This window comes from Roseivivax sp. GX 12232, from assembly GCF_021272185.1.
Lineage (GTDB): Bacteria > Pseudomonadota > Alphaproteobacteria > Rhodobacterales > Rhodobacteraceae > Roseivivax.
In genome coordinates, this window is record NZ_JAJSEC010000004.1 from 121,692 (window position 1) to 146,773 (window position 25,082).

General features: G+C 69.8%; 19 protein-coding genes. 13 read left to right on the plus strand and 6 right to left on the minus strand.

The features are described from left to right. Positions 1-113: 113 nt before the first annotated feature. Complete coding sequence (locus tag LR948_RS08965; RefSeq protein ID WP_232753666.1) at positions 114-731, minus strand: alpha-ketoglutarate-dependent dioxygenase AlkB; 618 nt, start codon at positions 729-731, stop codon at positions 114-116. Between the two features lie 270 nt (positions 732-1,001). Between LR948_RS08965 and dnaK the strand changes: the two genes are divergently transcribed. From dnaK to LR948_RS08985, 4 genes are all read left to right on the plus strand, one after another. Next, a complete protein-coding gene (dnaK, locus tag LR948_RS08970) occupies positions 1,002-2,924 on the plus strand; it encodes a molecular chaperone DnaK (RefSeq protein WP_232753667.1) in 1,923 nt (640 codons plus the stop codon). Positions 2,925-3,007: 83 nt separating this feature from the next. Further along, on the plus strand, positions 3,008-4,159 hold the full coding sequence (dnaJ, locus tag LR948_RS08975) for a molecular chaperone DnaJ (protein WP_232753668.1): 1,152 nt from the start codon (positions 3,008-3,010) through the stop codon (positions 4,157-4,159). A 112-nt stretch (positions 4,160-4,271) separates the two neighbouring features. Beyond that, complete coding sequence (locus LR948_RS08980) at positions 4,272-6,296, plus strand: NADPH-dependent 2,4-dienoyl-CoA reductase (protein ID WP_232753669.1); 2,025 nt, start codon at positions 4,272-4,274, stop codon at positions 6,294-6,296. Positions 6,297-6,560: 264 nt separating this feature from the next. After that, complete coding sequence (locus LR948_RS08985) at positions 6,561-7,910, plus strand: aminotransferase class III-fold pyridoxal phosphate-dependent enzyme (RefSeq protein ID WP_232753670.1); 1,350 nt, start codon at positions 6,561-6,563, stop codon at positions 7,908-7,910. Here the strand turns inward: LR948_RS08985 and def (LR948_RS08990) are convergent, their stop codons facing one another. Together def (LR948_RS08990) and def (LR948_RS08995) are read right to left on the minus strand one after the other, a co-directional pair. Next, positions 7,911-8,405 carry a peptide deformylase gene (gene def / locus LR948_RS08990; protein WP_232753671.1) on the minus strand — a complete coding sequence of 165 codons (495 nt, stop codon included), beginning with the start codon at positions 8,403-8,405 and terminating at the stop codon, positions 7,911-7,913. Then, positions 8,402-8,923 (minus strand): peptide deformylase, encoded by a 522-nt coding sequence (def, locus tag LR948_RS08995; protein WP_232753672.1) that lies wholly within the window; start codon positions 8,921-8,923, stop codon positions 8,402-8,404. The genes def (LR948_RS08990) and def (LR948_RS08995) overlap by 4 nt, the downstream gene beginning before the upstream one ends. Positions 8,924-9,751: 828 nt before the next feature. On the opposite strand from def (LR948_RS08995), the gene LR948_RS09000 reads away from it, so the two are divergent. The 7 genes from LR948_RS09000 to LR948_RS09030 all read left to right on the plus strand — a co-directional run bounded on the left by LR948_RS09000 (position 9,752) and on the right by LR948_RS09030 (position 18,960). After that, positions 9,752-10,924, plus strand: coding sequence for a MalY/PatB family protein (locus LR948_RS09000; protein ID WP_232753673.1), 1,173 nt, complete (start codon positions 9,752-9,754; stop codon positions 10,922-10,924). Between the two features lie 787 nt (positions 10,925-11,711). Beyond that, on the plus strand, positions 11,712-13,484 hold the full coding sequence (locus tag LR948_RS09005) for a heparinase II/III family protein (protein WP_232753674.1): 1,773 nt from the start codon (positions 11,712-11,714) through the stop codon (positions 13,482-13,484). Continuing rightward, the gene (purH, locus tag LR948_RS09010) at positions 13,481-15,070 is read left to right on the plus strand and encodes a bifunctional phosphoribosylaminoimidazolecarboxamide formyltransferase/IMP cyclohydrolase (RefSeq protein ID WP_232753675.1); all 1,590 of its coding nucleotides are present in this window, start codon (positions 13,481-13,483) and stop codon (positions 15,068-15,070) included. The genes LR948_RS09005 and purH overlap by 4 nt, the downstream gene beginning before the upstream one ends. A gap of 25 nt (positions 15,071-15,095) precedes the next feature. Next, entirely contained in the window at positions 15,096-15,614 is a 519-nt protein-coding gene (lspA, locus tag LR948_RS09015) for a signal peptidase II (protein WP_232753676.1), read from the plus strand. A gap of 50 nt (positions 15,615-15,664) precedes the next feature. Further along, positions 15,665-16,180 carry a DUF3035 domain-containing protein gene (locus tag LR948_RS09020; RefSeq protein WP_232753677.1) on the plus strand — a complete coding sequence of 172 codons (516 nt, stop codon included), beginning with the start codon at positions 15,665-15,667 and terminating at the stop codon, positions 16,178-16,180. Between the two features lie 93 nt (positions 16,181-16,273). Further along, positions 16,274-17,647 carry a pitrilysin family protein gene (locus tag LR948_RS09025; protein WP_232753678.1) on the plus strand — a complete coding sequence of 458 codons (1,374 nt, stop codon included), beginning with the start codon at positions 16,274-16,276 and terminating at the stop codon, positions 17,645-17,647. Continuing rightward, positions 17,644-18,960 carry a pitrilysin family protein gene (locus LR948_RS09030; RefSeq protein WP_232753679.1) on the plus strand — a complete coding sequence of 439 codons (1,317 nt, stop codon included), beginning with the start codon at positions 17,644-17,646 and terminating at the stop codon, positions 18,958-18,960. Before LR948_RS09025 ends, LR948_RS09030 begins: the two co-directional genes overlap by 4 nt. An 81-nt stretch (positions 18,961-19,041) precedes the next feature. Here LR948_RS09030 and dapA read toward each other — a convergent pair whose 3' ends face one another. Beyond that, on the minus strand, positions 19,042-19,917 hold the full coding sequence (gene dapA / locus LR948_RS09035; protein WP_232753680.1) for a 4-hydroxy-tetrahydrodipicolinate synthase: 876 nt from the start codon (positions 19,915-19,917) through the stop codon (positions 19,042-19,044). Between the two features lie 143 nt (positions 19,918-20,060). Here dapA and LR948_RS09040 point away from each other — a divergent pair, with 143 nt between their 5' ends. Then, a complete protein-coding gene (locus LR948_RS09040) occupies positions 20,061-22,010 on the plus strand; it encodes a lytic transglycosylase domain-containing protein (RefSeq protein ID WP_232753681.1) in 1,950 nt (649 codons plus the stop codon). A gap of 350 nt (positions 22,011-22,360) precedes the next feature. Here LR948_RS09040 and LR948_RS09045 read toward each other — a convergent pair whose 3' ends face one another. Together LR948_RS09045 and mnmD are read right to left on the minus strand one after the other, a co-directional pair. Further along, positions 22,361-23,230, minus strand: a complete 870-nt coding sequence (locus LR948_RS09045; RefSeq protein ID WP_232753682.1) for a DMT family transporter — start codon at positions 23,228-23,230, stop codon at positions 22,361-22,363. Next, complete coding sequence (gene mnmD / locus LR948_RS09050; protein ID WP_232753683.1) at positions 23,227-23,901, minus strand: tRNA (5-methylaminomethyl-2-thiouridine)(34)-methyltransferase MnmD; 675 nt, start codon at positions 23,899-23,901, stop codon at positions 23,227-23,229. Before mnmD ends, LR948_RS09045 begins: the two co-directional genes overlap by 4 nt. Before the next feature lie 53 nt (positions 23,902-23,954). Between mnmD and LR948_RS09055 the strand changes: the two genes are divergently transcribed. Further along, on the plus strand, positions 23,955-24,992 hold the full coding sequence (locus tag LR948_RS09055; RefSeq protein ID WP_232753684.1) for an FAD-binding oxidoreductase: 1,038 nt from the start codon (positions 23,955-23,957) through the stop codon (positions 24,990-24,992). Positions 24,993-25,082 lie beyond the last annotated feature (90 nt).

The window sequence follows — 25,082 nt, forward strand, 5'->3', positions numbered from 1 at the left end:
GCGGTAGGTTGAGCGGCTGGGCGGGGTCAGATCGGCGCGACGTCGTGAAGCTGGGTCGGTGCGGCCCTAGGGAAACCAGCCCGCCGCCGCCTCAGACCCCACCAAAGCCCCCCTCACGTCACCACCCGCAGCGTCAGGTTGATCCGCCCGCCCTTCGGCAGGAGCGTAGAGGAGCCCGGCTTCACCCGGTCCACCCCGTGGTAGCGCAGCCGCGCTTCGCCGCCCATCACGGTCACATCGCCGGAGTTCAGCCACAGCGACTCGGTCTTCCCGCCGCGGGTCTCGTTGCCGATCCGAAAAAGCGCCGCGTCGCCGAGCGAGATCGAGACCACCGGCTGGGAGAAATCGGCCTCGTCCCGGTCCTGGTGCAGGCCCATCTTCGCGCCCTCGCCATACCAGTTGATCAGGCAGCACTCCGGGGCCCGCGCGCTGCCCGAGACCGCCTCCCAGACCGCGAGCACCTCCTCGGGGATCGGCGGCCAGGGCTGGCCGTCCGGGTGGCGCGGCTCGTAGCGGTAGCCCTGCCTATCGGTGACCCAGCCGAAGCGCCCGGCGGCGGACATGGCGACCGACATCTGCCGCCCGCGCGGGGTCACCGGCCGCACGAGCGGCGCGGCGCGCAGGCAGTCGCGGAGCCGCTCGACCAGCAGCTCCTGGGCCGCGCGGTCGAGGAAACCGGGGTAGACGGACATGCCGCGCAGCATCAGGGGCGCGGGCCGGGGATCGCTCATGGCGGGCAGTCTCGCGCCTCGGGCGGCGATTGAAAACCGCCCCTGGCGGCCATGGCCCGCCCTTTCCCCGGACATAGCCCGGCGAGCCCCAGGACGGGAAACTTTGCGCCCCCGCCCGCTTGCAGGCCCAAAACCCCCTTCTTATATACCGCACGACCGCGTGATCGGGGGCGGTGACGCCCCGGGTCAGCGACCGCTATCGGGGCGCGGGGTGCCACAACGGGCCTTCGCCTCGGGTTATCGCCTTGAATTGAAGAAGGGATCGAAATCATGGGTAAAGTGATCGGCATCGACCTCGGGACCACCAACTCCTGCGTCGCCATCATGGATGGCAGCCAGTCGAGGGTGATCGAGAATGCCGAGGGCGCGCGGACGACCCCGTCCATCGTCGCCTTCACCGAAGACGAGCGGCTCGTCGGCCAGCCGGCCAAGCGCCAGGCGGTGACGAACCCCGAGAACACGATCTTCGGCGTGAAGCGCCTCGTCGGGCGCCGGTTCGACGATTCGGACCTCGCCAAGGACAAGAAGAACATGCCGTACGAGATCATCGACGGCGGCAACGGCGACGCCTGGGTCGAGGCCCGCGGCGACAAGTATTCGCCCTCGCAGATCTCGGCCTTCATCCTGCAGAAGATGAAGGAAACCGCCGAGAGCTACCTCGGCGAAGAGGTCGACCAGGCGGTCATCACCGTCCCGGCCTATTTCAACGACCAGCAGCGCCAGGCCACCAAGGACGCCGGCAAGATCGCCGGCCTCGAGGTGCTGCGCATCATCAACGAGCCGACCGCGGCGGCGCTGGCCTATGGCCTCGACAAGAAGGACAGCAAGACCATCGCGGTCTACGACCTCGGCGGCGGCACCTTCGACGTCACCATCCTCGAGATCGACGACGGCCTCTTCGAGGTGAAGTCCACCAACGGCGATACCTTCCTCGGCGGTGAAGACTTCGACATGCGGATCGTCAACTACCTCGCCGACGAGTTCAAAAAAGAGAACCAGGTCGATCTCACCCAGGATAAGATGGCGCTCCAGCGCCTGAAGGAAGCCGCCGAGAAGGCGAAGATCGAGCTCAGCTCGGCCAGCCAGACCGAGATCAACCAGCCGTTCATCTCCATGGGCTCCAACGGCCAGCCGCTGCACATGGTGATGAAGCTCACCCGCGCGAAGCTGGAAAGCCTCGTGAACGACCTGATCAAGGCCTCGATCAAGCCCTGCCAGGCGGCGCTGAAGGATGCGGGCCTCTCGACCGATGACATCGACGAGGTCGTGCTCGTCGGCGGTCAGACCCGGATGCCCAAGGTGCTCGAGGAAGTGACCAAGTTCTTCGGCAAGGAGCCCCACAAGGGCGTGAACCCCGACGAGGTCGTCGCCATGGGCGCCGCGATCCAGGCGGGCGTGCTCCAGGGTGACGTGAAGGACGTGGTGCTGCTCGACGTGACCCCGCTGTCGCTCGGCATCGAGACGCTGGGTGGTGTCTTCACCCGTCTGATCGACCGCAACACCACGATTCCGACGAAGAAGAGCCAGATCTTCTCGACCGCCGAGGACAACCAGGGTGCGGTGACCATCCGGGTCTTCCAGGGCGAGCGCGAGATGGCCTCCGACAACAAGATGCTCGGCCAGTTCAACCTCGAGGACATCCCGCCGGCACCGCGCGGCATGCCCCAGATCGAGGTGACCTTCGACATCGACGCGAACGGCATCGTCTCCGTTGCGGCGAAGGACAAGGGCACGAACAAGGAGCAGAAGATCACCATCCAGGCCTCGGGCGGCCTCTCGGACGACGAGATCAACAACATGGTCAAGGACGCCGAGGAGAACGCCGAGGCGGACAAGAAGCGCCGCGACCTCGTGGATGCGCGGAACCAGGCGGAAAGCCTGATCCACGCGACCGAGAAGTCGATCGAGGAACACGGCGACAAGGTCGACCCCTCGACCGTGGAAGCGATCGAACTGGCGGTGGCCGCGCTCAAGGACGAGCTCGAGAACGACGATGCCGAGAAGATCAAGTCGGGCATCCAGAACGTGACCGAGGCCTCGATGAAACTGGGCGAGGCGATCTACAAGGCGCAGTCCGAAAGCTCCGAGGACAGCACCCCGGAGGCCGACAGCTCCGAGAACGGCAACTCGAGCGATGAAGACATCGTCGACGCCGATTTCGAGGATCTCGGCGAAGATCGGAAGCAGGGCTGAGCCCGGTGCGAAACGCATGATCGGGGGCCGGTCCGGATGCCGGGCCGGCCCTTGGCGTTTTACACCGCGTGAAGGAGGCGTGTATGTCCAAACGCGATTACTACGACGTGCTCGGCCTGGCCCGGGATGCGTCGGGGGACGAGATCAAGAAAGCCTACCGCCGCAAGGCGAAGGAGCTGCACCCCGACCGCAACGCCGACAATCCCGAGGCGGAGTCGCAGTTCAAGGAAGCCAACGAGGCCTATGACGTCCTCAAGGACGCCGAGAAAAAGGCCGCCTACGACCGCTTCGGCCACGCGGCCTTCGAAGGCGGCATGGGTGGCGGCGGCGGCCGGCCCGGCGGCGGCTTCGGCGGCGGCCAGGGCGATTTCGCCAGCGCCTTCTCGGATGTCTTCGACGACCTCTTCGGCGACTTCATGGGCGGCGCGCGCGGCGGCCGGGCCCGCGCGGCGCGCGGGGCGGACCTGCGCTACAACCTGCGCATCACGCTCGAGGAAGCCTTCCAGGGGCTGCACAAGTCGATCCAGGTGCCGACCTCGGTGCAATGCGGCTCCTGCAGCGGCACCGGCGCCGAGGGCGGCGCCGAGCCCACCACCTGTCCGACCTGCTCGGGCATGGGCAAGGTCCGCGCGACCCAGGGCTTCTTCACGGTGGAGCGCAGCTGCCCGACCTGTTCGGGGCTCGGCCAGACGGTCAAGAACCCCTGCGGCACCTGCCACGGCGCCGGCCGCGTCGAGAAGGAGCGCGCGCTCTCGGTGACCATCCCCAAGGGCGTCGAGACCGGCACCCGCATCCGGCTCGCCGGTGAAGGCGAGGCGGGGATGCGCGGCGGCCCGCCGGGCGACCTCTATATCTTCATCGAGGTCACCGCCCATCCGATCTTCGACCGCGACGGGGTGAACCTGCAGTGCCGCGTGCCGGTCTCCATGGCCACGGCGGCCCTGGGCGGCGACATCGAGGTGCCGACCATCGACGGCGGCCGCAGCCGGGTGAAGATCCCCGGCGGCTCGCAGTCCGGCCGGCAGATGCGCCTGCGCGGCAAGGGCATGCCGGCGCTGCGCGGCGGCGGCTCGGGCGACATGTTCATCGAGCTGGCGGTCGAGACCCCGGTCAACCTCACCTCGCGCCAGAAGGAGATTCTGCGCGAGTTCGAGGAGATGAGCGAGGACAACAACCCCGAATCCAAGAGCTTCTTCAAATCGGTGAAGAGCTTCTGGGACAGCATGAAAAGCTGACACTGCTTGCGGGCGAGGGGGCGCAGATGCGCGCCTTCGCCCGTGACGCCACGTTGGGGCTGACAGGCTCCGCCCGGTCATGTGAACTCCGCCGCGACAAGGGAGGCCCAGCATGACCGATTATCCCCATCTTCTCGCCCCGCTCGACCTGGGCTTCACCACGCTGAAGAACCGCGTGCTGATGGGCTCGATGCACACCAACCTCGAGGAACGCGGCGACTGGAACCGCGTGGCCGAGTTCTACGCCGCCCGCGCGCGCGGCGGGGCCGGGCTCATGGTCACCGGCGGCATGGCCCCGAACGAGGAAGGCGGCGTCTTCCCCGGCGCGGCGGGGCTCTTCACCCCCGAGGACATCGCCAACCACCGGGTCATCACCGACCGGGTGCATGGCGACGGCGGCAAGATCGCCATGCAGATCCTGCACGCGGGGCGCTATGCCTACGGGCCGAAATGCGTGGCGCCCTCGCCGGTGAAATCGCCGATCTCGCCTTTCCCGCCGAACGAGCTGGACGAGGCGGGCATCGAGAAGCAGATCGCCGACATCGTGACCTCCGCCGTCCGCGCCCGCGAGGCGGGTTACGACGGCGTCGAGATCATGGGCTCCGAGGGTTATTTCCTGAACCAGTTCCTGGTCACCCATACCAACCGCCGCGAGGACCGCTGGGGCGGCGCCTACGAGAACCGCATGCGCCTGCCGGTCGAGGTGGTGCGCCGGGTGCGCGAGGCGGTCGGGCCGGATTTCATCCTGATCTACCGGCTCTCGATGATCGACCTGGTGCCCAACGGCTCGACCTACGAAGAGGTCGTGCAACTGGCCAAGGCGGTCGAGGCCGCCGGCGCCACGATCATCAACACCGGCATCGGCTGGCACGAGGCCCGGGTGCCGACCATCGCCACCTCGGTGCCGCGCGCGGCCTTCGCCTGGGTGACCAAGAAGCTCATGGGCCAGGTCTCGGTGCCGCTGATCACCTCGAACCGGATCAACACTCCCGAGGTCGCCGAGGAGGTCCTGGCCGAGGGTTGCGCCGACATGGTCTCCATGGCGCGGCCCTGGCTGGCCGATCAGGATTTCGTGGTGAAGGCCGCCTCGGGCCGCGCCCGCGAGATCGCGCCCTGCATCGCCTGCAACCAGGCCTGCCTGGATCACACCTTCCAGGGCAAGGTCTCCTCCTGCCTGGTGAACCCGCGCGCCGCCTTCGAGACCGAGATCGTGATCGAGGCCGCCCCCGCGGCGAAGCGCGTCGCCGTGGTCGGCGCGGGCCCCGCCGGGCTTTCCGCGGCGCTGACCGCCGCCGAGCGCGGCCATGCGGTGACGCTTTTCGACCGCGCCGAGGAGATCGGCGGCCAGCTCAACATGGCCAAGGTCATCCCCGGCAAGGAGGAGTTCCGTGGCCTGGTCGACTGGTTCGCCCATATGGTCCAGCTGCGCGGGATCGAGACGCGGCTCGGAACCGAGGCCACGGCCGAGATGCTGGACGGTTTCGACGAGGTGGTGATCGCCACCGGCGTCACCCCGCGCGACCCCGGGATCCCGGGCCAGGACGGCACCAACGTGCTGGGCTACGTCGACGTGTTGCGCCACGGCAAGCCGGTCGGCGAACGGGTCGCCGTGGTCGGCGCGGGCGGCATCGGTTTCGACGTCTCGGAGTTCCTGGTGACCGAGGACAGCGCCACCGAGGACCTGCCCGAATGGATGCGCGAATGGGGTGTGACCGACACCGCCGCCGCGCGCTCGGGCCTCGCGCCCGAGGGCCCGCAGCCGCATCCCGCCCGGCGGCAGGTCACGCTTCTGCAGCGCAAGAGCGAGAAGCCGGGCAAGCGGCTCGGCAAGACCACCGGCTGGATCCACCGCGCCGGCCTGCAGATGAAATCCGTCGAGATGCGCGCCGGCGTGAACTACGAGCGCATCGACGCCGAGGGGCTGCATGTCTCCTACGGCGAGGCGCGCGAGCGCCCCGAGGTCATCGCCTGCGACACGGTGGTGCTTTGCGCGGGTCAGCTGAGCGAACGCAGCCTGGCCGATGCGCTCGAGGCGTGCGGGGTGAGCGCCCATGTGATCGGCGGGGCGGATGTGGCCGCCGAGCTCGACGCCAAGCGCGCGATCGACCAGGGCGTGCGGCTGGCGGCGAGGCTGTAAGGCTGGGGGCGCGCGCGGCTGGCTGCGCGGCTTTGGGGCCGGGCAAACGGCTGGCCAGCGTGCTGTTGGCCCGCCCGCTTTGGTTCCTCTGACTTCGAGGTCATGCGCCGAAGCGCGTGCCTGCGGCACGCGCGGGCGATGGGGCCAGCCCCCTCGCGCTCCCCCGAGGTATTTTTGCCAAGATGAAGGGGGAAAGGAATCTCTTTTGGCCGGACCCGTGGCGCGCTAGGATTTGATCAAATTCCAGCAGCGGAGGGCCCCGCCGTGAAAGACCTCAACTACCTCAAGGAAGAGAACGCCCGCCACCTCTGGCACCCGATGGGCCATCCCGGCGCCCTGCGCGAGAGCCCGCCGCGCATCGTGCGCAGCGCCTCGGGCGTCTCGATCACCGATGTCGACGGGCATTCCGCCATCGACGCGGTGGGCGGGCTCTGGTGCGTGAACCTGGGCTATTCCAACGACCGGGTGAAAGCCGCCATCGCCGACCAGCTGGGCGAGCTGCCCTATTACTCGGCCTTCGCGGGCACCACCAATCCCGCCGCCATCGAGGCCAGCCAGGCGGTCTGCGACTTCTTCGCCGAGGACGGCATGGCGCGGGCCTTCTTTACCTCGGGCGGGTCGGATTCGGTCGACACCGCGCTGCGGCTCGCGCGGCAGTATCACCGCCTGAAGGGCGCGCCCGGGCGGACCAAGTTCCTGTCCTTGAAGAAGGGCTACCACGGCACCCATTGGGGCGGCGCCTCGGTCAATGGCAACAACCGCTTCCGCATCGGCTACGAGCCGCTGATGCCCGGCTGTTTCCACTTGCCGAGCCCCTATAGCTACCGCAACCCCTTCGACGAGCGCGACCCCGAGGAACTGGCCCGCAAGATCGCCGCCATGGCCGAGGACGAGATCGTCTTCCAGGGCCCCGAGACCATCGCCGCCTTCATCATGGAGCCGATCCAGGGCGCGGGCGGGGTGATCGTGCCGGGCGAGAGCTTCATGCGGCGCATGCGCGAGGTCTGCGATCGGCACGGCATCCTGATGATCTCGGACGAGGTGATCACCGGCTTCGGGCGCACGGGCCACGGCTCGGGCGCGCGGCACTGGGGGGTGAAGCCCGACATGATGTGCACCGCCAAGGGCATCACCTCGGGCTATTTCCCGGTCGGCGCGACGCTGGTCTCCGCCGGCATGGCCGAGGTCTTCGAAAGCGCCGGCGCCGAGGGGGCGATCTGGCACGGCTACACCTATTCCGCCCATCCCGTCGGCGCGGCGGCGGTGGTCGCCACCCTGGACGAAACCCGCCGGCTGGGCGTCGAGGCCAATGCCGCCGCGCGCGGGCGCCAGCTCTACGAGGGCGTGCAGGCCCTGGCACAGCGCCACGAGATCATCGGCGACGTGCGCGGCGGCCACGGGCTGATGACCGGGGTGGAGCTGGTTTCGGACCGGAAGGCGAAGACGCCGCTCGATGCCGCCAGCATGGCGCGCATCCACCAGGCCACCTACGAGGCAGGCGCCATGGTGCGGCTCGGCATGCACAACATCCTGATGTCGCCGCCCCTGGTGATCACCGAGGGCGAGGTCGAGGGCATCCTCGCGGCGCTCGACACCGGGCTCGCAGCGGTCTGATCAGACGCGCTTTTTCGCCCGGCGCAACAGCATGTCGCGCCGGGTCTTCGACAGAAGGTCAAAATACATCCGCCCGTTCAGGTGGTCGATCTGGTGCTGCACCGAGGTCGCCCAGAGGCCGACGAAGTCCTTTTCCTCGGTCTCGCCCTCGGCGTTGAGGAAGCGCACCGTCACCGCCCGGGGCCGGGAGACCTTGGCCGAGACGCCGGGCAGGCAGGGGCTGGCTTCCTCGTGTTCGCGCGGGGTGACGCTGGCGTGCAGGACCTCGGGGTTGGCCATGCGGATGGCCTCGCCCCGGGCCTCGGAGGCATCGACGACGGCCAGCCGCAGCATGACGCCGATCTGCACCGCCGCCAGCCCGACGCCGGGCATGGCCTCCATTGTGTCGATCATGTCGTCCCAATGGCCGCGGATCTCGTCGGTGATCCCGGCGACCGGCGCGGCGGATGTCTTCAGCCGTCGGTCGGGCCAGCGCAGGATCGGCCGGGCGGTCACGCGCGGGCCTTCTCGCGCTTCAGCTTCTGCATCTTGCGGGTGATCATCTGGCGCTTCATCGGGCCGAGGTAGTCGATGAAGAGCTTGCCGTTCAGATGGTCGATCTCGTGCTGCACGCAGGTCGCCCAGAGGCCGTCGAAATGTTCCTCCTGGCGCGCGCCGTCGCGGTCGAGCCAGGTCACGGTGACCTCGGTCGGACGTTCGACCTCGGCGAATTGCTCGGGGATCGAGAGGCAGCCTTCTTCGTAGGTGCCGGTCTCTTCCGAGGCCGAGAGGATCTCGGGGTTGAACATGACAATCGGGCGCGGCTCGGCGTCCTCGTCCTTGACGCAGTCGAGCACGATCAGCCGGAGCATCTGCCCGATCTGCGGCGCCGCGAGGCCGATGCCGGGCGCGTCATACATGGTCTCGAGCATGTCGTCGGCGAGCGCGCGCAGCTCGTCGGTGACCGCCTCGACGGGCGGGCAGACCTTCTTCAGGCGCGGGTCGGGGTGCAGGATGATCGGTCTCAGTGCCATGAGCCGCGATGTAAGCATCTCGCCGGGCGGGCGCAACTGAAAGCGGGGAGGGGGGAGGCGGTGAGCGGGGATGATGGCGTTTGGGGGGTGTTGGGCTATTTGAGGGGTCGTGGCCGGATTGCTTGTGAGCGTGCTTGGGACGGTCTGTCGGTTGCCGAGGGAAGGTGATTGCGGAATGGCAGGCCCGCGAGCTTCGCAAGCCCCGGCGAGGGGATGCGCTCAAGCCGCTCTCCTGCGCCGCTCTCGCCCCCCTTAACCACGTTCACCACTCACGCCTTTCCAAAGCCGCTCGCACCCAATTTTCACCGCGCTCGCCACCGCGACACCGGGCCTAACGCGCACCGATTCCAATGCCGCCCCGCAACCAACCTCACCGCACGCACCCACCATCTGCCCGATGCGCCACGTCGCACTCCTGCGCCCGAATAGCACCGAAGGTGCCGGGCGCGCGCCGGACCGGCCCGATGGGCCGGCGCTCCCTGGGGTGGCGTGCGCAGATCGCCGCTAGTCCTGACCTTGTTGGGATAAAGTGCGCCGATCGACTGGCAGTAGCGCCGGCCCCCGGTCCGGCGCGCGCCCTTGCTTGGGCGTTGGGCTTGTCTCGCGGCGCGGCGTTGGACGCGGGTATCCTCGGGATGGCACCTTCCGGGCTGGTGGCACGCCACTTCTCGCCACAACTGGGCGCACGGCCTCGGGGCCCGCGGCCCGACGCGCGTCCCTCGACCCCACAGCCCACGCCCACCCCCCACCCCCCACCCCCCCCTCTTTCGCCTTGAGCCCGCCGCGCGTTCTGGCAGTCTCGCGCGGGACGCCAGCAAGGAGAACCGCATGAGCTTCGACGAGATCATCGACCGGGTCGGGACCGGCTGCATGAAGTGGGACGGGATGGAGAAGCTCTACGGCGTGTCGCCCGAGACCGGCATCGCCATGTGGGTGGCCGACATGGACTTCCGCCCGCCCGAGGGGGTGACCCGCGCGCTCCGGGGGCTCGCCGATCACGGCATCTACGGCTACCCGGGCCCCGATGAGGCCTATCGCGAGGCGATCTGCTGGTGGATGCAGACCCGCCACGGCTGGTCGATCGAGGCCGACTGGATCTTCTCGACCCACGGGCTGGTCAACGGCACCGCCATGTGCGTCGACACCTGGACCGAGCCGGGCGACGGCGTGGTGCTCTTTACCCCGGTCTACCATGCCTTCGCCAAGGTGATCCGCGCCGCGGGCCGGGAGGTGGTGGAATGCCCGCTGACCTCCGAGAACGGCCGCTACGAGATGGATTTCGACGCCTATGACGCCCAGATGACCGGGCGCGAGAAGATGGTGATCCTCTGCTCGCCGCACAATCCCGGCGGCCGCGTCTGGTCCGAGGCGGAGCTGCGCGGCGTCGCCGATTTCGCCCGGCGCCACAACCTGATCCTGGTCTCCGACGAGATCCACATGGACCTGGTGATGCCCGGCCAGCGCCACCGCGCCTTCGACACCATCGACCACGGCATCCGCGACCGGCTGGTGATGATGACCGCGGCGACCAAGACCTTCAACATCGCCGGGGCCCATATCGGCAATGTCATCATCCCCGATCCGGCGCTGCGCTCGGCCTTCGGGGCGCGGATGGCGGCGCTCGGCATGTCGCCGGGGCTCTTCGGGCTGGAGATGGTCAAGGCCGCCTACAGCCCCGAGGGCGCGGAGTGGGTCGACGGGCTCTGCGCCTATCTCGAGGGCAACCGGCGGGTCTTCGACGCGGCGGTGGCGGAGATCCCGGGGCTCGCCTCGATGCCGCTCGAGGCGACCTACCTGGCCTGGGTGGATTTCGCCGGCACCGGCATGGCGCCGCGCGAGTTCCGCGCCCGGGTCGAGCAGGAGGCCGGGATCGCGGTGAACCACGGCGAGACCTTCGGCAGCGGCGGCGAGAGCTTCCTGCGGTTCAACCTCGCCACCCCCCGCGCGCGGGTCGAGGAGGCCGCCGAGCGGTTGGCGAAGGCCTTTGCGGACCTGCAGTAGGGCGCGCGCGGAGCGGCGGTTGGCTGGAGGGCGTCGGGCGCTTAGGCGCTTCCCGGGCGCTGAGCAATGACGCGGCGCGGTCGCGCCGCGCTGAGCGGCGGTTCGGTTTGGCGCGGTCGTGTGGCCATTGCGCGGGTTTCCTGCGCAGTCGCATGGCCGCTGAGCTGGCTTCCGGCGCGGACGCGTGGCTGCCAAGCGGGGTTGCTGCGCAGTTGCCTGCCCGCCGAGGCCGAGCGTGGTTCCGACGCGGCGATCGGCGGTCCCGCGCTGTGCCCCAACCCGAGTACCAAGAAGCGCCCCGGCCAACACCGGCGTGCCCAAGGCACCCACACGCCCATCCCGCCCTCTCAAAACGCCCCACCAGAGGGCGTGCGCCGGACCGGGGGCCGGCGCTGCTGAGGTTTGAGCGAGGCGCTTTATCCCTAAAAGGTCAGGGCTAGAGGCAAGCTAAGCGCACCACCCCAAGGAGCGCCGGCCCAAGGGGCCGGTCCGGCGCGCGCCCGGCATCTTTGATGCTATTCGGGCGCAAGGAGGGGCGCTTCGGGGGCAGGTGGCGCGCTATGCCAGCGCGTGCACAGGCCATCTCCGCCACTCACTTTCCTGCATCGACCGCACGGGAGCACCCACTGCGCCCCATTCACGACGCAAGCTTTCGCCCAACCCCGCACCACCAAAACCCCACCCACGCACCACCCCCCATCCCCACCCCTTTCCCGGGTGACTTGCCCTCTCCGCGCAAGTATCACTGTCCCAACGATGCGCCGGAACGGCCGCGAGGGGCAGGACCATGTCGATGCTAGGGCCTTGGAGAACCCGGGCCACGAGCCTTCTCAACCGATACCACGCGCGGCGGGCGGCGGGCGCCCGGGGGGCGGCGGGCTTCGTCTCGCGGCCCGAGCCGCGCACCGTGGGCAGCCTGGCGCGCGGGCGGCAGCTCGCCGCCGGCAACCTGTTGTTCGCGGGCCACCTCGTCGAGGCGCCGGGCCATCTGCCCTGGGACCTGCGTGCGCCTGACGCGGCCTTCTCCGAGGAATTGCACGGCTTCGGCTGGCTCGACGATCTCGCCGCGGTGGGCGACGCCAAGGCGCGGCGCGCGGCGCAGGACTGGGTCTGGGGCTGGCAGGCGCGCTACGGGCGCGGCAGCGGGCCGGGCTGGACGCCGGACCTCGCCGGGCGGCGGATCATTCGGCTGGTGCACCACGCGCTCTTCCTTCTTTCGGGGCGCACGCCCGAGCAAAGCGCCGCCTTCTACCGGATGCTCTCGGCCCAGGCGCGCTTCCTGTCGCGGCGCTGGCGGGCGACCGGCCCCGGCCTCGCGCGGATCGAGGCGCTGACGGGGTTTCTTTACGCCGGGCTCTCGATCGAGGGCATGGAGGCCGAGGCCGAAACCGCCCGCGCCGCACTTGCCAGGGAATGCGACACCCAGGTCGATGCGCAGGGCGGCATCGCCACCCGCAGCCCCGAGGAGCTGCTCGAGGTGCTGACCCTGCTGACCTGGGCGCAGAGCGCGCTCTACGAGGCCGACCGCCGCGCCGGTCCCGAGATCGCCGCCGCCATCGACCGCATCGCGCCGACGCTCCGGGCGCTGCGCCATGCCGACGGCGGGCTCGCGCGCTTCCACGGTGGCGGGCGCGGGCTAGAAGGGCGGCTCGACCAGGCGCTGGCCTCGAGCGGCAGCCGCAAGCGGCGGCCCGAGGGGCTGGCCATGGGCTTCGCGCGGCTCTCGGCGGGGCGCACCAGCCTGATCCTCGACGCCGCGCCGCCGCCCGGCGGGAGGGCCTCGCTCAACGCCCATGCCTCGACACTGGCGTTCGAGCTGACCTCGGGACGGCGCCCGCTGGTGGTCAACTGCGGCTCGGGCGCGGTCTTCGGCGATGCCTGGCGCAAGGCGGGCCGTGCGACGCCCTCGCATTCGGCGCTTTGTCTCGACGGCTATTCCTCGGCCCGGCTGGGCGCGCCGGGACAGATCGGCGCGGCACAGCGCGAAAGGCTGACCGACCTGCCGCGCGAGGTCCCCGCCGAGATCAGCCGCGCGCCGGACGGGCTGAGCGTCCAGGCCGGCCACGACGGCTATGTCGCGACCCACGGGCTGACCCATGCCAGGACGCTGGAGCTGACCTTCGACGGGCGGGCGCTGGCGGGCGAGGACATGCTTTTTGCCATCGAGCCCGCCCACAAGGCGCTTTTCGACCGGCGCATGGACGCGGTCTCGCTGGCCGGGCTGCCCTTCCAGATCCGCTTCCACCTGCACCCCGAGGTCGACGCCGAGGTCGACCTCGGCGGCACGGCAGTCTCCATGGCGCTGCGCTCGGGCGAAATCTGGATCTTCCGCCACGACGGCAGCGCCGAGATGTCGCTCGATCCCTCGGTCTACCTGGAAAAAGGCCGTCTCAGGCCGCGTGGGGCGCAACAGATCGTTTTATCCGGCCGCGCGATGGAGTATGCGACCCGCGTCCGCTGGTCGCTGGCCAAGGCGCAGGAGACGGCAACCGCCATCCGCGACCTGGTGCGCGACGATGAGGACGACGCATCGACCGATCCAAACCAGGACTCCTCATGACCGATCTTCATCCCGTCCGCCGCGCGCTGCTTTCCGTTTCCGACAAGACCGGCCTGATCGAGCTGGCCCAGGCGCTGGACGCGCGCGGGGTCGAGCTGGTCTCGACCGGCGGCACGGCCAGGGCGATGCGCGAGGCCGGGCTGACGGTGCGCGACGTCTCCGAGCTGACCGGCTTCCCCGAGATGATGGACGGCCGGGTCAAGACGCTGCACCCGGCGGTGCACGGCGGGCTCCTGGCGCTGCGCGACGAGGCCAGCCACACCGACGCCATGGAGGAACACGGCATCGCCGCGATCGACCTTTTGGTGGTGAACCTCTACCCCTTCGAGGAGACCGTGGCGAAAGGCGCCGATTACGCCGAGGCGATCGAGAACATCGACATCGGCGGCCCGGCGATGATCCGCGCGGCGGCCAAGAACCACGGCTTCGTCAATGTCGTCGTCGACACCGAGGATTACCCCGCCCTGCTCGAGGAGCTGGAAGCCAATGGCGGGCAGACCTCCTATGCCTTCCGCCAGCGGCTGGCGCTGACCGCCTATGCGCGCACCGGGGCCTATGACGCCGCCGTCTCGGGCTGGATGGCGCAGGCGCTCGGCGAAAGCGCGCCGCGCCGCCGCGTGGTCGCGGGCAAGCTCGCCCAGACCCTGCGCTACGGCGAGAACCCGCACCAGTCGGCGGCCTTCTACACCGACGGCAGCGCGGCCAGCGGCGTGGCCACCGCCCGCCAGCACCAGGGCAAGGAGCTGTCCTACAACAACATCAACGACACCGACGCGGCCTTCGAGCTGGTCAGCGAGTTCGCCCCCGAGGACGGCCCGGCCTGCGCGATCATCAAGCACGCCAACCCCTGCGGCGTGGCCCGCGGCGCCAGCCTGAAGGACGCCTATGCCCGCGCCTTCGACTGCGACCGGACCTCGGCCTTCGGCGGCATCGTGGCGCTGAACCAGCCGCTCGACGGCGAGACCGCCCGCGCCATCGCCGAGATCTTCACCGAGGTGGTGATCGCTCCCGGCGCCGACGAGGCCGCCCGCGAGGTCTTCGCGGCCAAGAAGAACCTGCGGCTCCTGACCACCGACGGGCTGTCGGACCCCGAGGCCGTGGGCCTCACCCTGCGGCAGGTCGCCGGCGGCTTCCTCGTACAGGACCGCGACAACGGCCGCCTCGGCGAATGGGAGCTGAAATGCGTGACCAAGCGCCAGCCCACCGCCGACGAGATGCGCGACATGCTCTTTGCCTGGCAGGTCGCCAAGCACGTGAAGTCCAACGCCATCGTCTACGTCAAGGACGGCGCCACCGTGGGCGTCGGCGCGGGCCAGATGAGCCGGGTCGATTCGACCCGCATCGCCGCGCGCAAGAGCCAGGACATGGCCGAGGCGCTGGGCCTCTCGGCGCCGTTGACGCAAGGCTCCGTGGTGGCCTCGGACGCCTTCTTCCCCTTCCCCGACGGCCTTCTGAGCGCCGCCGAGGCGGGCGCGACCGCGGTGATCCAGCCCGGCGGCTCGATGCGCGACGACAAGGTCATCGAGGCCGCCGACGAGGCCGGGCTCGCCATGGTCTTCACCGGCATGCGGCACTTCCGGCATTGAGCCGGAAAGCACGGAGGCAGGCGCGATGAAACTCCTGGGACTCGTGGCGACGCTGACGCTGATCCTCGACCAGCTGTCGAAATGGCTGGTCGTGCACGTGATGAGCCTGGCGCAGAAGGGCGAGATCGCGGTCTTCCCGCCGTTCCTGCAGTTCCGCATGGCCTGGAACTACGGCATCAACTTCGGGCTCCTGTCGGGCGAACGCGACGCCACGCGCTGGGTGCTGATCGCCGTGGCGGTGGGCATCGTGCTCCTGGTGCTGGGCTGGCTCCGGCGCGACCCGCCGGGGCGGCTGGGATTCGTCTCGGCGGGGCTTCTGATCGGCGGCGCGGTCGGCAATGTGATCGACCGCATCCTCTACGGGGCGGTCGCGGACTTCCTGAACATGTCCTGCTGCGGCATCGACAATCCCTTCGCCTTCAACGTCGCCGACATCGCGATCTTCGCGGGCGCCATCGGGCTCGTGCTCTTCTCGGGGCAGGGCGAGGACGCCAAGAGCGCGGAAGACGGCGGCTCCGGGAGCAGTGGGAAAAACGGCTCGTGACCTTGCCCTCCTCTTGGGCTAATCAGGGGCGAGTGAGACGGAGGTGGTCCATGCGCCGCGCGCATTTCGCAATGCTGTTCACCGCTCTGACGCTGGCTGCGTGCGGAGACGGGACCCTGCGCAATCTCAACGACAGCTCCGGCAGCCCCGAGGAGTTCGACATCGTGCCGAACCGGCCGCTGGAAAGCCCGGCGAATTTCGCCGAGCTGCCCGCGCCGACGCCGGGCGGGGCGAACCGCGCCGACCAGCAGCCCCTGGGCGACGCCGTGGCGGCGCTGGGCGGCAATCCCGCCGCGCTGAGCGCCGGCAGCGTGCCGGGCTCCGAGGCCGCGCTGGTCAATGCCGCAAGCCGCTTCGGCCGCTCGGACGGCATCCGCCAGACCCTGGCCCAGGAGGACGCGGCCTTCCGCGCCCGCAAGAGCCTGTTCAACTGGCGGCTGGTGCCGGACAACGAATACAACCGTGCCTACAGCGCCCAGAGCCTGGACCCCTACCTCTGGCTGGACCGCGTGCGGCGGCCGGGCAGCGACGTGGCCACGCCCTCGGCCCGTCCCGACGGGAGCTGACCCGGACACGGGCGATTACATTTCCGCAAGTTTCATTGATCTCGCCGGGGAAGGCCGTAGCTTGCCCCAATGTCGATCCGAGGAGGCCAGGACATGAGATCATTCGCGGCGCTCTGCGTGGCGGCCGCCCTTTGGGCGTTGCCCGGACAGGCCCAGACCATCGACGACGCGGTCACCACCTTCACGCTGGACAACGGCATGGATGTGGTCGTGGTCGAGGATCACCGCGCCCCGGTGGTCACCCATATGGTCTGGTATCGCGCCGGCGCGGCCGACGAGCAGCCCGGTGTCTCGGGCGTTGCACATTTTCTTGAGCATCTGTTGTTCAAGGGCACCGAGACGCTGGAGCCCGGCGAGTTCTCGGAAACCGTCGCGGCCAACGGCGGCGACGACAACGCCTTCACCAGCTACGATTACACCGGCTATTTCCAGCGCGTCGCCGCCGACCGGCTTGGCCTGATGATGCAGATGGAAGCCGACCGCATGGTCAATCTGCAGCTCGACCAGGAGGACATCCTGACCGAGCGCGACGTGATCATCGAAGAGCGCAACCAGCGGGTCGAGAACAACCCCTCGGCGCTGTTCTCCGAGGAGCGCAACGCCGCGCAGTTCCTCAACCACCCCTACGGCACGCCGATCATCGGCTGGAAGCACGAGGCGGAGAACCTCACGCTGGACGATGCGCTGGCCTTCTACGACCGCTTCTACGCGCCGAACAACGCGATCCTGGTGGTCGCGGGCGATGTGACCCCCGACGAGGTCCGCAGCCTGGCCGAGGAAAACTACGGCCCGCTGCCCGCCAACCCCGAGCTTGGCCCCCGCGAGCGCCCGCAGGAGCCGCCGCAGAACGCCCCGCGCCGGCTGACCTATGCCGATCCGCGGGTCTCGCAGCCCTATGTGATCCGCAGCTACCTCGCGCCCGAACGCGACCCCGGCGCGCAGGAGCGCGCGGCGGCGCTGACGCTCCTGGCCGAGGTGCTGGGCGGCGGGCAGACCTCGGTGCTGACCCGCGACCTGCAGTTCGACGAGCAGATCGCCGTCTACAGCTCGGCCTTCTACTCGGGCACCTCCTACGACGACACCAGCTTCGGTCTGATCGTGGTGCCCCGCGACGGCGTGAGCCTCGACGAGGCCGAGGCCGCCATGGACGCCAGCATCGCGCGATTCCTCGAAGAGGGCGTCGATGCCGAGCAGCTCGAACGCATCAAGTTCCAGCTCAAGGCCAGCCAGATCTACGAGCTCGACAATTCCAACGGCATCGCGCGGCGCTACGGCGCGGCGCTGGCCTCGGGGCTGACGGTCGAGGACGTGCGCGCCTGGCCGGGCCTCCTGCAATCGGTGGGCGAGGCCGAGATCCTCGAGGCCGCCCGCGCGATCTTCGACAAACGCCGCTCGGTGACCGGCTACCTGGTTGCCCCTGAAGAGCCCGCCGCCGCGGCGGAAGGTGACAGCGAGGTGACGCAATGATCCGGGCCATTCTGACCGCCACAGCCTGCCTCTGGGCGGGCATCGCCTCGGCGGCGGTCGACATCCAGGAGGTGACGAGCGAGGCCGGCCACGCAGCCTGGCTGGTCGAGGAACCCTCGATCCCCTTCGTCTCGCTGGAGCTGCGCTTCGAAGGTGGCGCCTCGCTCGATCCCGAGGGCAAGCGCGGCGCGATCAACCTGATGACCGGCCTTCTCGAAGAGGGCGCGGGCGAGATGGACGCGCGCGCCTTCACCGCCGCCCAGGAAGGGTTGGCGGCGCGCTTCTCCTACGACGTGGGCGATGATTCGCTCTCCGTCTCGGCGCGCTTCCTGACCGAGAACATGGACGAGGCGGTGGCGCTTCTGCGCAAGAGCCTGGTTGATCCGCGCTTCGACGAGGACGCCATCGAACGGGTCAAGGCGCAGGTCCTGGCCTCGATCCAGTCCGACAAGACCGACCCCGACGTGATCGCCGGCGAGACCTTCTCCAGGCAGGTCTTCGGCGAGCATCCCTATGGCTCCTCGATCGAGGGCACGCCCGAGAGCCTGGCCGGGATCACCCGCGAGGATCTCTTTGCCGCCCGCGACGCGGCGCTGGCCACCGAGCGCGCCTTCATCGGCGCGGCGGGCGATATCTCGGCCGAGGAGCTGGGCGCGCTGATCGACCGGCTCTTCGCCGATCTGCCGAAGGAAGGCCCGGCGCTGCCCGAGGACATCACCGTGCAGACCGAGGGCAAGACCGAGGTCGTATCCTTCGCCACGCCGCAGTCGGTCGCGCTTTTCGGGCACAGCGGCATCGACCGCGATGACCCGGATTTCTTCGCGGCCTTCGTGATGAACCAGATCCTCGGCGGCGGCGGCTTCGAGGCCCGGCTGATGACCGAGGTGCGGGAAAAGCGCGGGCTGACCTACGGCGTCTATTCCTACCTCGCCGACAAGAACCACGCCGAGCTGATGATGGGGCGCGTCTCCTCCTCCAATGACCGCATCGCCGAGGCGATCTCGGTCATCCGCGACGAATGGCGCCGCATGGCCGAAGAGGGCGTGACCGCCGAAGAACTGGAGGCCGCCCAGACCTATCTGACCGGCGCTTATCCGCTGCGCTTCGACGGCAACGGGCCGATTGCGGACATCCTCGTGGGGATGCAGATGCAGGGGCTCTCGGCGGATTACGTCGAGACCCGCAACGACAAGGTCGAGGCGGTCACCCTGGAGGACATCCGCCGCGTGGCGGGAAGGCTTCTGAAGCCCGAAGAACTCTATTTCGTGGTGGTCGGCGAGCCCGAGGGGCTGGAAGCCACGGTCACCCAGTAGGGCCGCAGTCCAGACATGAAAAACCCGCGCCGGGGCAGCCTGGCGCGGGTTTTCCTTTTCAGACCGTCGCCTGTCGCGGGATCAGTTCAAGAGCCCCGCGAAGCGCAGCGCGTGATCCACCTTGGCGCGGGTCTCGGGCGTGATCGGCACCAGCGGCGCGCGCACCTCGTCGTCGCAGAGGCCGAGCTGCTTCATGGCGTATTTCGCCCCGCAGAGCCCCGGCTCGGTGAAGATCGCGTGGTGCAGCGGCATCAGCCGGTCCTGCAGCTGCAGCGCATGGGCGTAATCGCCGGCGGCGCAGGCGTCCTGCAGCTCGGCGCAGATTTTCGGCGCGACATTGGCCGTGACCGAGATGCAGCCGACGCCGCCCTGGGCGTTGAACCCATGCGCGGTCGCATCCTCGCCCGAGATCTGCAGGAAGTCCGGCCCGCAGGTGATCCGCTGGGCGCAGACCCGCGCGAGATCCGCGGTGGCATCCTTCACGCCGACGATGCGCGGCAGCTTGGCCAGCTCGCCCATGGTCACCGCCGACATGTCCACCGCCGAGCGGCCGGGGATGTTGTAGATGATGATCGGCAGGTCGGTCTCGTCGTGCAGCATCTTGAAATGCGCATAGAGCCCGGCCTGCGTGGGCTTGTTGTAATAGGGCGTGACCACCAGCGCGGCATCGGCGCCGACCTCCTGGGCATGGCGCATGAAACGCAGCGCCTCGACGGTGTTGTTCGACCCCGCGCCCGCGATCACCGGCAGCCGGCCCGCGGATTGGGTCACCACCGTCTCGACCACGGCCTCGTGTTCCTCGTGGCTGAGCGTCGGGCTCTCGCCGGTGGTGCCGACCGGCACCAGCGCGTCGGTGCCCTGCTCGACGTGCCAGTCGACCAGGCGTTTCAGCGTGTCGAAATCCACCGCGCCGTCCTTGAACGGCGTGACGAGGGCAACCATAGACCCCTTGAACATGACACGCTCCTTTCGTTTCGATGCGGGCTCCGGGCCCAATTCGGCGAGGCAGGCGAAATCCCGCGAAAGTGAGTTGCGAGTGCTGTCGCGGGCCATATCCTCGGAGCGTGTCTATCGTGTCTCAGCGCGGAAATTGCAAGACGATGCTCGGACGGATCGTGACGGCCTGCGCGGCCTTCTGCTTTCTCTCACTGCCCCTCGATGCCCGCGCCCAGGAGGCGCTGGAGCGGGCCATGGGCCTTCTGCGCGACGGCAACTGGGCCGCCGCGATGATCGAGGCGCGGGCCGACGGCCAGGCGGCGGTGGACGTGGTGCTTTGGCATTACCTGCGCGACGGCCAGGGCGATGCCGCCCAGGTCCGCGACTTCGTGGCCCGCAACGCCGACTGGCCGGGCATGCCTTACCTGCGCGAAAAGAGCGAAGAGGCGATCACCGCGGCAAGCCACGAGGATGTCCGGGATTTCTTTGCCGATCAGCGTCCCCAGACCGGCGCCGGGGCGCTGTCGCTGTCGCGCGCCTACCGCCATTTCGGCGAGGGTGGCGCGGCGGACGCCGAGATCGTCCTGGCCTGGCGCACGCTCTCGATGTCCGACGAGGAGCACGCGGCCTTCACCGTGAACCACGCCGAGCTTCTGAAGCCGCATAACGCCGCGCGGCTCGACATGGCGCTCTGGCAGGGCTGGACGATCAACGCGAGCCGCCTTCTGCCCATGGTGGAGCAGGGCCAGCGTGCGCTCGCCGAGGCGCGGATCGCGCTTTACGACGGCGCGCCGGGGGTCGATGCGCTGATCGAGAAGGTGCCCGCGGCGCTGCAGGACGACCCGGGCCTTGCTCATGCGCGATTCGTCTGGCGCGCCCGCAAGGGCCGGGACGCCGATGCCATCGCCATGCTGCTCGAGCGCTCCGACAGCGCCGTCGACCTGGGCGAGCCCGCCGCCTGGGCCGACCGCCGCGAGACCTTCGCCCGCACCCGGATGTATGACGGCGCTCACCGCGAGGCCTATGAGATCGCCTCCTCGCATCACCTTTTGGGTGGCAGCGATTTCGCCCAGCTCGAATGGCTCGCGGGCTATATCGCGCTGACCTTCCTCGACGACCCCGAGGCCGCGAGCCGGCATTTCACCGCCTTCCGCGGCGCGGTGGACACGCCGATCTCGCTCGGCCGGGCGGGCTACTGGCTGGGCCGCGCCCGCGAGGCGGCCGGCGATGTCACCGGCGCGGATGACGCCTATGCCTTCGGTGCGCAGTATCAGACCAGCTTCTACGGCCTCCTGGCCGCCGAACGCGCGGGCCTGCCGCCCGAGCCCCGGCTCGACGGGCAGGAGGAGTTTCCCGACTGGCGCGGTGCCTCCTGGACCGAGACCTCGGTCTATGACGCGGCGATGCTGCTCATGGCGGCGGGCGAGGACTGGCTGGCCGAGCGCTTCCTGACGCATCTGGCCGAACGGCTCGACCGCGAGGCGATCGGCTCGATGGGCGACATGCTGGCCGAGCTTGACCGTCCGCATATCCAGGTGATGCTGGGCAAGCGCGCCGCCCAGGCCGGGCACGAGGTCTACGGGCCCTATTACCCGCTGCATCCCCTGGCCGAGGTCGACCACCCGGTGCCGACCGAGCTGGTCCTGGCCATCGCCCGGCGCGAATCGGAGTTCGACCCGGTGGTGGTCTCGGGCGCCGGGGCACGCGGGTTGATGCAGCTCATGCCGGGCACCGCCGAGGAGGTCTCGGGCTGGCTCGGTCTCAATTATTCCCGCGCCGGGCTGACCGCCGATCCGGTCTACAACGCCCGACTGGGCGCGGCCTATCTCGCGGACCTGGTCGAGACCTTCGACGGCAATGTCGTGATGGTCTCGGCGGGTTACAACGCCGGGCCCTCGCGCCCCGAGCGCTGGATGCGCGAGCGCGGCGACCCGCGGGCGGGGGAGATGGACGTGATCGACTGGATCGAGCACATCCCCTTTGCCGAGACCCGGAACTACGTGATGCGCGTGGCCGAGAGCCTGCCGGTCTACCGCGCCCGGCTTGGCCGCGATCCGCATCCGGTGCCGTTTTCCGAGGAGCTTGCGGGCGCGACGCTGGGGTCGGGGTCGTAAGGGAGGCGGTTCGGCTTTGGGGTCGGAGGGCGTAGGGGGCGGTCGGCTTTGCGCTGATTGTGGGCCCACGCGAACGGCGCAAACGCGCGACCCATCCGGCATCATCCCCGAAGCGCGGGACGCGCCCCCGCCACCCTCTCACCCCTTGCAACAGAGGGGGCGCGCCGGACCGGGGGCCGGCGCTGCTGCCCTCTGGGCGGGGCGCTTTATCCCGGCAAGGTCATTGCTCACTGTGAGCTACGCGCGCCATCCCAAGGAGCGCCGGCCCAAGGGGCCGGTCCGGCGCGCGCCCGGCATCTTCGATGCTGTTCGGGCGCAAGAGGGGGCGTGGGTGACTTACGCCAAACCCCTCACCCCGACGCCTTCCGCGCCCGGGCCAGCGTGAAGAGCCCCGCGCCCACGATGATCGCCGCGCCGATCGCGACATTGGTCCGCAGCGTCTCTCCGAAGACGAAGATCCCCAGCGCCGAGGCGAAGGGCAGCTGCAGGTAGGCGAAGGGCTGCACCGCGCTGGCCTCGGCGGCCTCATAGGCCTTGATCAGCGTCCAATGCGCGAAGGAGGCCGTCAGGCAGAGGCAGCCCATCCAGGCCCAGTCGGTGCCGCTCATCGGCTCCCAGCGCCAGATCCCGAGCGCGGTGGTGACCACCGCGCCGACCACGCCGGTCCAGAAGAAGGTGGTCGCCGCGCTGTCGCGCCGGGCGACATAGCGGTTCAATAGCCCGTAGAGCGCGAACATGAAGGCGGCGAGCAGCGGGATCGCCGCATAGGGCGAGAAGACCCCGCCCGAGGGCTGCAGGATGATCAGCACGCCCACGAAGCCCACCGCGATGGCCAGCGCCCGGCGCCAGCCGACGTATTCGCCCAGGACCGGCCCGGCCATGAGCGCGATCAGCAGCGGGTAGACGGCGAAGACCGCGTGGCTCTCCACCAGCCCGAGGTAGACGAAGCCCTGCACCATCACCAGGACCTCGAGCGCCAGGAGCGCGCTGCGGAAGATCTGCACCAAGGGCTGGGCGCTGCGTGCCGCCACCCGGATCGAGCCCGCCTGCACCCGCGCCAGCCCGATCACGAAGGCGGCGAAGAACCAGTAGCGGATCATGATGACCATGTAGACGTTGTAGGTCTCGGCCAGGTGCCGCGAGATGCCGTCCTGCATGGCGAAGACGAAGGTCGTCACCACCATCAGCATGACGCCCCGCCGCGTGTCGTTCTGGGTCATGCGTCGTCCTTCCGCGCGGTGGTCATATGGCGCTTGCGCCCGTAGCCGGGGCTGCGGGTCACGGTGAAGCCGGCCTCGGCCAGCGCGCGGCGGACCGCGCCCGCCGCCGAATAGGTGGCGGCGCTGCCGCCCGGGGTCGTATGGGCGGCCACCTGGGCCAGAAGCGCGGGATCCCAAAGCTCCGGGTTCTTGGCCGGCGAGAAGCCGTCGAGGAACCAGGCATCGGCGCGCTGGTCCCAGGCGGGCAGGGTCTCGCGGGCGTCGCCGGTCACCTGGGTGAACGCGAGATCCCGCGTCGTGAAGGCGGTCTCGCCCGCGCGCCAGAAGGGCGCCAGCTCCTCGGCGATGGCGGCCAGCTCGGGAAAGGCGGCCTGGGCGCGGATCATGTCCTCGGCGGCCATGGGGAAGGCCTCGAAGGTGGTGAAACGCAGCCGCCCGGCCGCACCCGAGGCCCGCCAGGCCGCAAGCGCGGCCAGGAGGTTCAGCCCGCTGCCGAAGCCCAGTTCCGCGATATGGAAGCCGTCGCGGAAGCGCCCGGGCAGCCCGTTGCCCGCGAGGAAGACGTGGCGCGTCTCGGCCAGCCCGTCCTCGATCGAGAAATACGGGTCGTCGAATCGGGTGGAGACCGGCACGCGGCCGTCGCGCCAGTCCAGGAGGGCCGTCTTGTGCATGTCCCGGGGCCTCGGTTAGCTGAGCGGCGCGAGACTGCGACGGGGACTTCGGAATGACAAGGGACGCCACCATCATGGGCGCGGGGATCTTCGGGCTGAGCCTGGCCTGGGCGCTGGTCACGCGCGGGGCGCGGGTCGCCGTGGTCGATCCCGCCGGGCCCGCGGCGGGCGCCTCGGGCGGCATCGTCGGCGCGCTGGCGCCGCATGTGCCCGAGAACTGGAATCCCAAGAAGGCCTTCCAGCTCGAGAGCCTGCTGATGGCCGAGGTGTTCTGGGCCGAGGTGCAGGCCGCGGGCGGGCGCGATCCGGGCTATCGTCGGAGCGGCCGGCTGCAGCCCCTGCCCGATGCCCCGGCGATCGAGCGCGCGCGGGAGCGGGGCGCGGGTGCCGAGGCGCTCTGGCAGGGCCGCGCGCGCTGGGAGGTGATCTCTTCCGAGGCAGCGGGCGACTTCGCGCCGGAAAGCCCCACCGGATACCTCATCCACGACACGCTCAGCGCCCGCATCCATCCCGCCGAGGCCTGCGCCGCGCTGGTCGCGGCGCTTGCCGCGCGCGGCTGCCCGGTCCTGCCCGAGGCCGCGCCCGAGGGGGCGGTGATCTGGGCCACCGGCTGGCAGGGGCTCGGCGCCTTGAGCGAGGCGCTGGGCAAGCGCGTCGGCACCGGGATCAAGGGGCAGGCGCTCTTGCTCGACCGCGCCGCCCCCGAGGCGCCGCAGCTTTTTGCCGACGGGCTGCACATCGTGCCGCATCGCAACGGCACCACGGCCATCGGCTCGACCACCGAGCGCGAGTTCGACCTGCCCGACCAGCCCGACGCGGCCGCCGAGGCGCTCCTGCCGCGCGCGCTTGCGGCGGTGCCGGCGCTCTCGGGCGCCAAGGTCATCGCCCGCTGGGCCGGGGTGCGCCCGCGGGCCAAGAGCCGCGCGCCGATGCTCGGGCCCTGGCCTGACCGGCCGGGGCATTTCATCGCCAACGGCGGTTTCAAGATCGGCTTCGGCATGGCGCCCAAGTCCGGGGCGGTCATGGCCGACCTGGTGCTCGAGGGCCGCGACGCGATCCCCGAAGGCTTCCGGGTGGAGGACAACCTTTAGGCTCCGGGTGGAGGGCAACAACTAGGGCAGGTGAGCGGCGGGAGGTCGAGGGCACTGGGCGTGCCGGGGGCCTTCGCCGGGTGTGCGGCG

Coding starts and splice junctions, on each gene's coding strand:
- def (WP_232753672.1), bottom strand. CDS start 8,923: ATGGCACTGAGACCGATCATCCTGCACCCCGACCCGCGCCTGAAGAAG.
- LR948_RS09030 (WP_232753679.1), top strand. CDS start 17,644: ATGATCCGGGCCATTCTGACCGCCACAGCCTGCCTCTGGGCGGGCATC.
- LR948_RS09045 (WP_232753682.1), bottom strand. CDS start 23,230: ATGACCCAGAACGACACGCGGCGGGGCGTCATGCTGATGGTGGTGACG.
- dnaK (WP_232753667.1), top strand. CDS start 1,002: ATGGGTAAAGTGATCGGCATCGACCTCGGGACCACCAACTCCTGCGTC.
- LR948_RS08965 (WP_232753666.1), bottom strand. CDS start 731: ATGAGCGATCCCCGGCCCGCGCCCCTGATGCTGCGCGGCATGTCCGTC.
- purH (WP_232753675.1), top strand. CDS start 13,481: ATGACCGATCTTCATCCCGTCCGCCGCGCGCTGCTTTCCGTTTCCGAC.
- LR948_RS09020 (WP_232753677.1), top strand. CDS start 15,665: ATGCGCCGCGCGCATTTCGCAATGCTGTTCACCGCTCTGACGCTGGCT.
- LR948_RS09055 (WP_232753684.1), top strand. CDS start 23,955: ATGACAAGGGACGCCACCATCATGGGCGCGGGGATCTTCGGGCTGAGC.
- LR948_RS09040 (WP_232753681.1), top strand. CDS start 20,061: ATGCTCGGACGGATCGTGACGGCCTGCGCGGCCTTCTGCTTTCTCTCA.
- dapA (WP_232753680.1), bottom strand. CDS start 19,917: ATGTTCAAGGGGTCTATGGTTGCCCTCGTCACGCCGTTCAAGGACGGC.
- LR948_RS09005 (WP_232753674.1), top strand. CDS start 11,712: ATGTCGATGCTAGGGCCTTGGAGAACCCGGGCCACGAGCCTTCTCAAC.
- LR948_RS09025 (WP_232753678.1), top strand. CDS start 16,274: ATGAGATCATTCGCGGCGCTCTGCGTGGCGGCCGCCCTTTGGGCGTTG.
- mnmD (WP_232753683.1), bottom strand. CDS start 23,901: ATGCACAAGACGGCCCTCCTGGACTGGCGCGACGGCCGCGTGCCGGTC.
- lspA (WP_232753676.1), top strand. CDS start 15,096: ATGAAACTCCTGGGACTCGTGGCGACGCTGACGCTGATCCTCGACCAG.
- dnaJ (WP_232753668.1), top strand. CDS start 3,008: ATGTCCAAACGCGATTACTACGACGTGCTCGGCCTGGCCCGGGATGCG.
- LR948_RS09000 (WP_232753673.1), top strand. CDS start 9,752: ATGAGCTTCGACGAGATCATCGACCGGGTCGGGACCGGCTGCATGAAG.
- LR948_RS08980 (WP_232753669.1), top strand. CDS start 4,272: ATGACCGATTATCCCCATCTTCTCGCCCCGCTCGACCTGGGCTTCACC.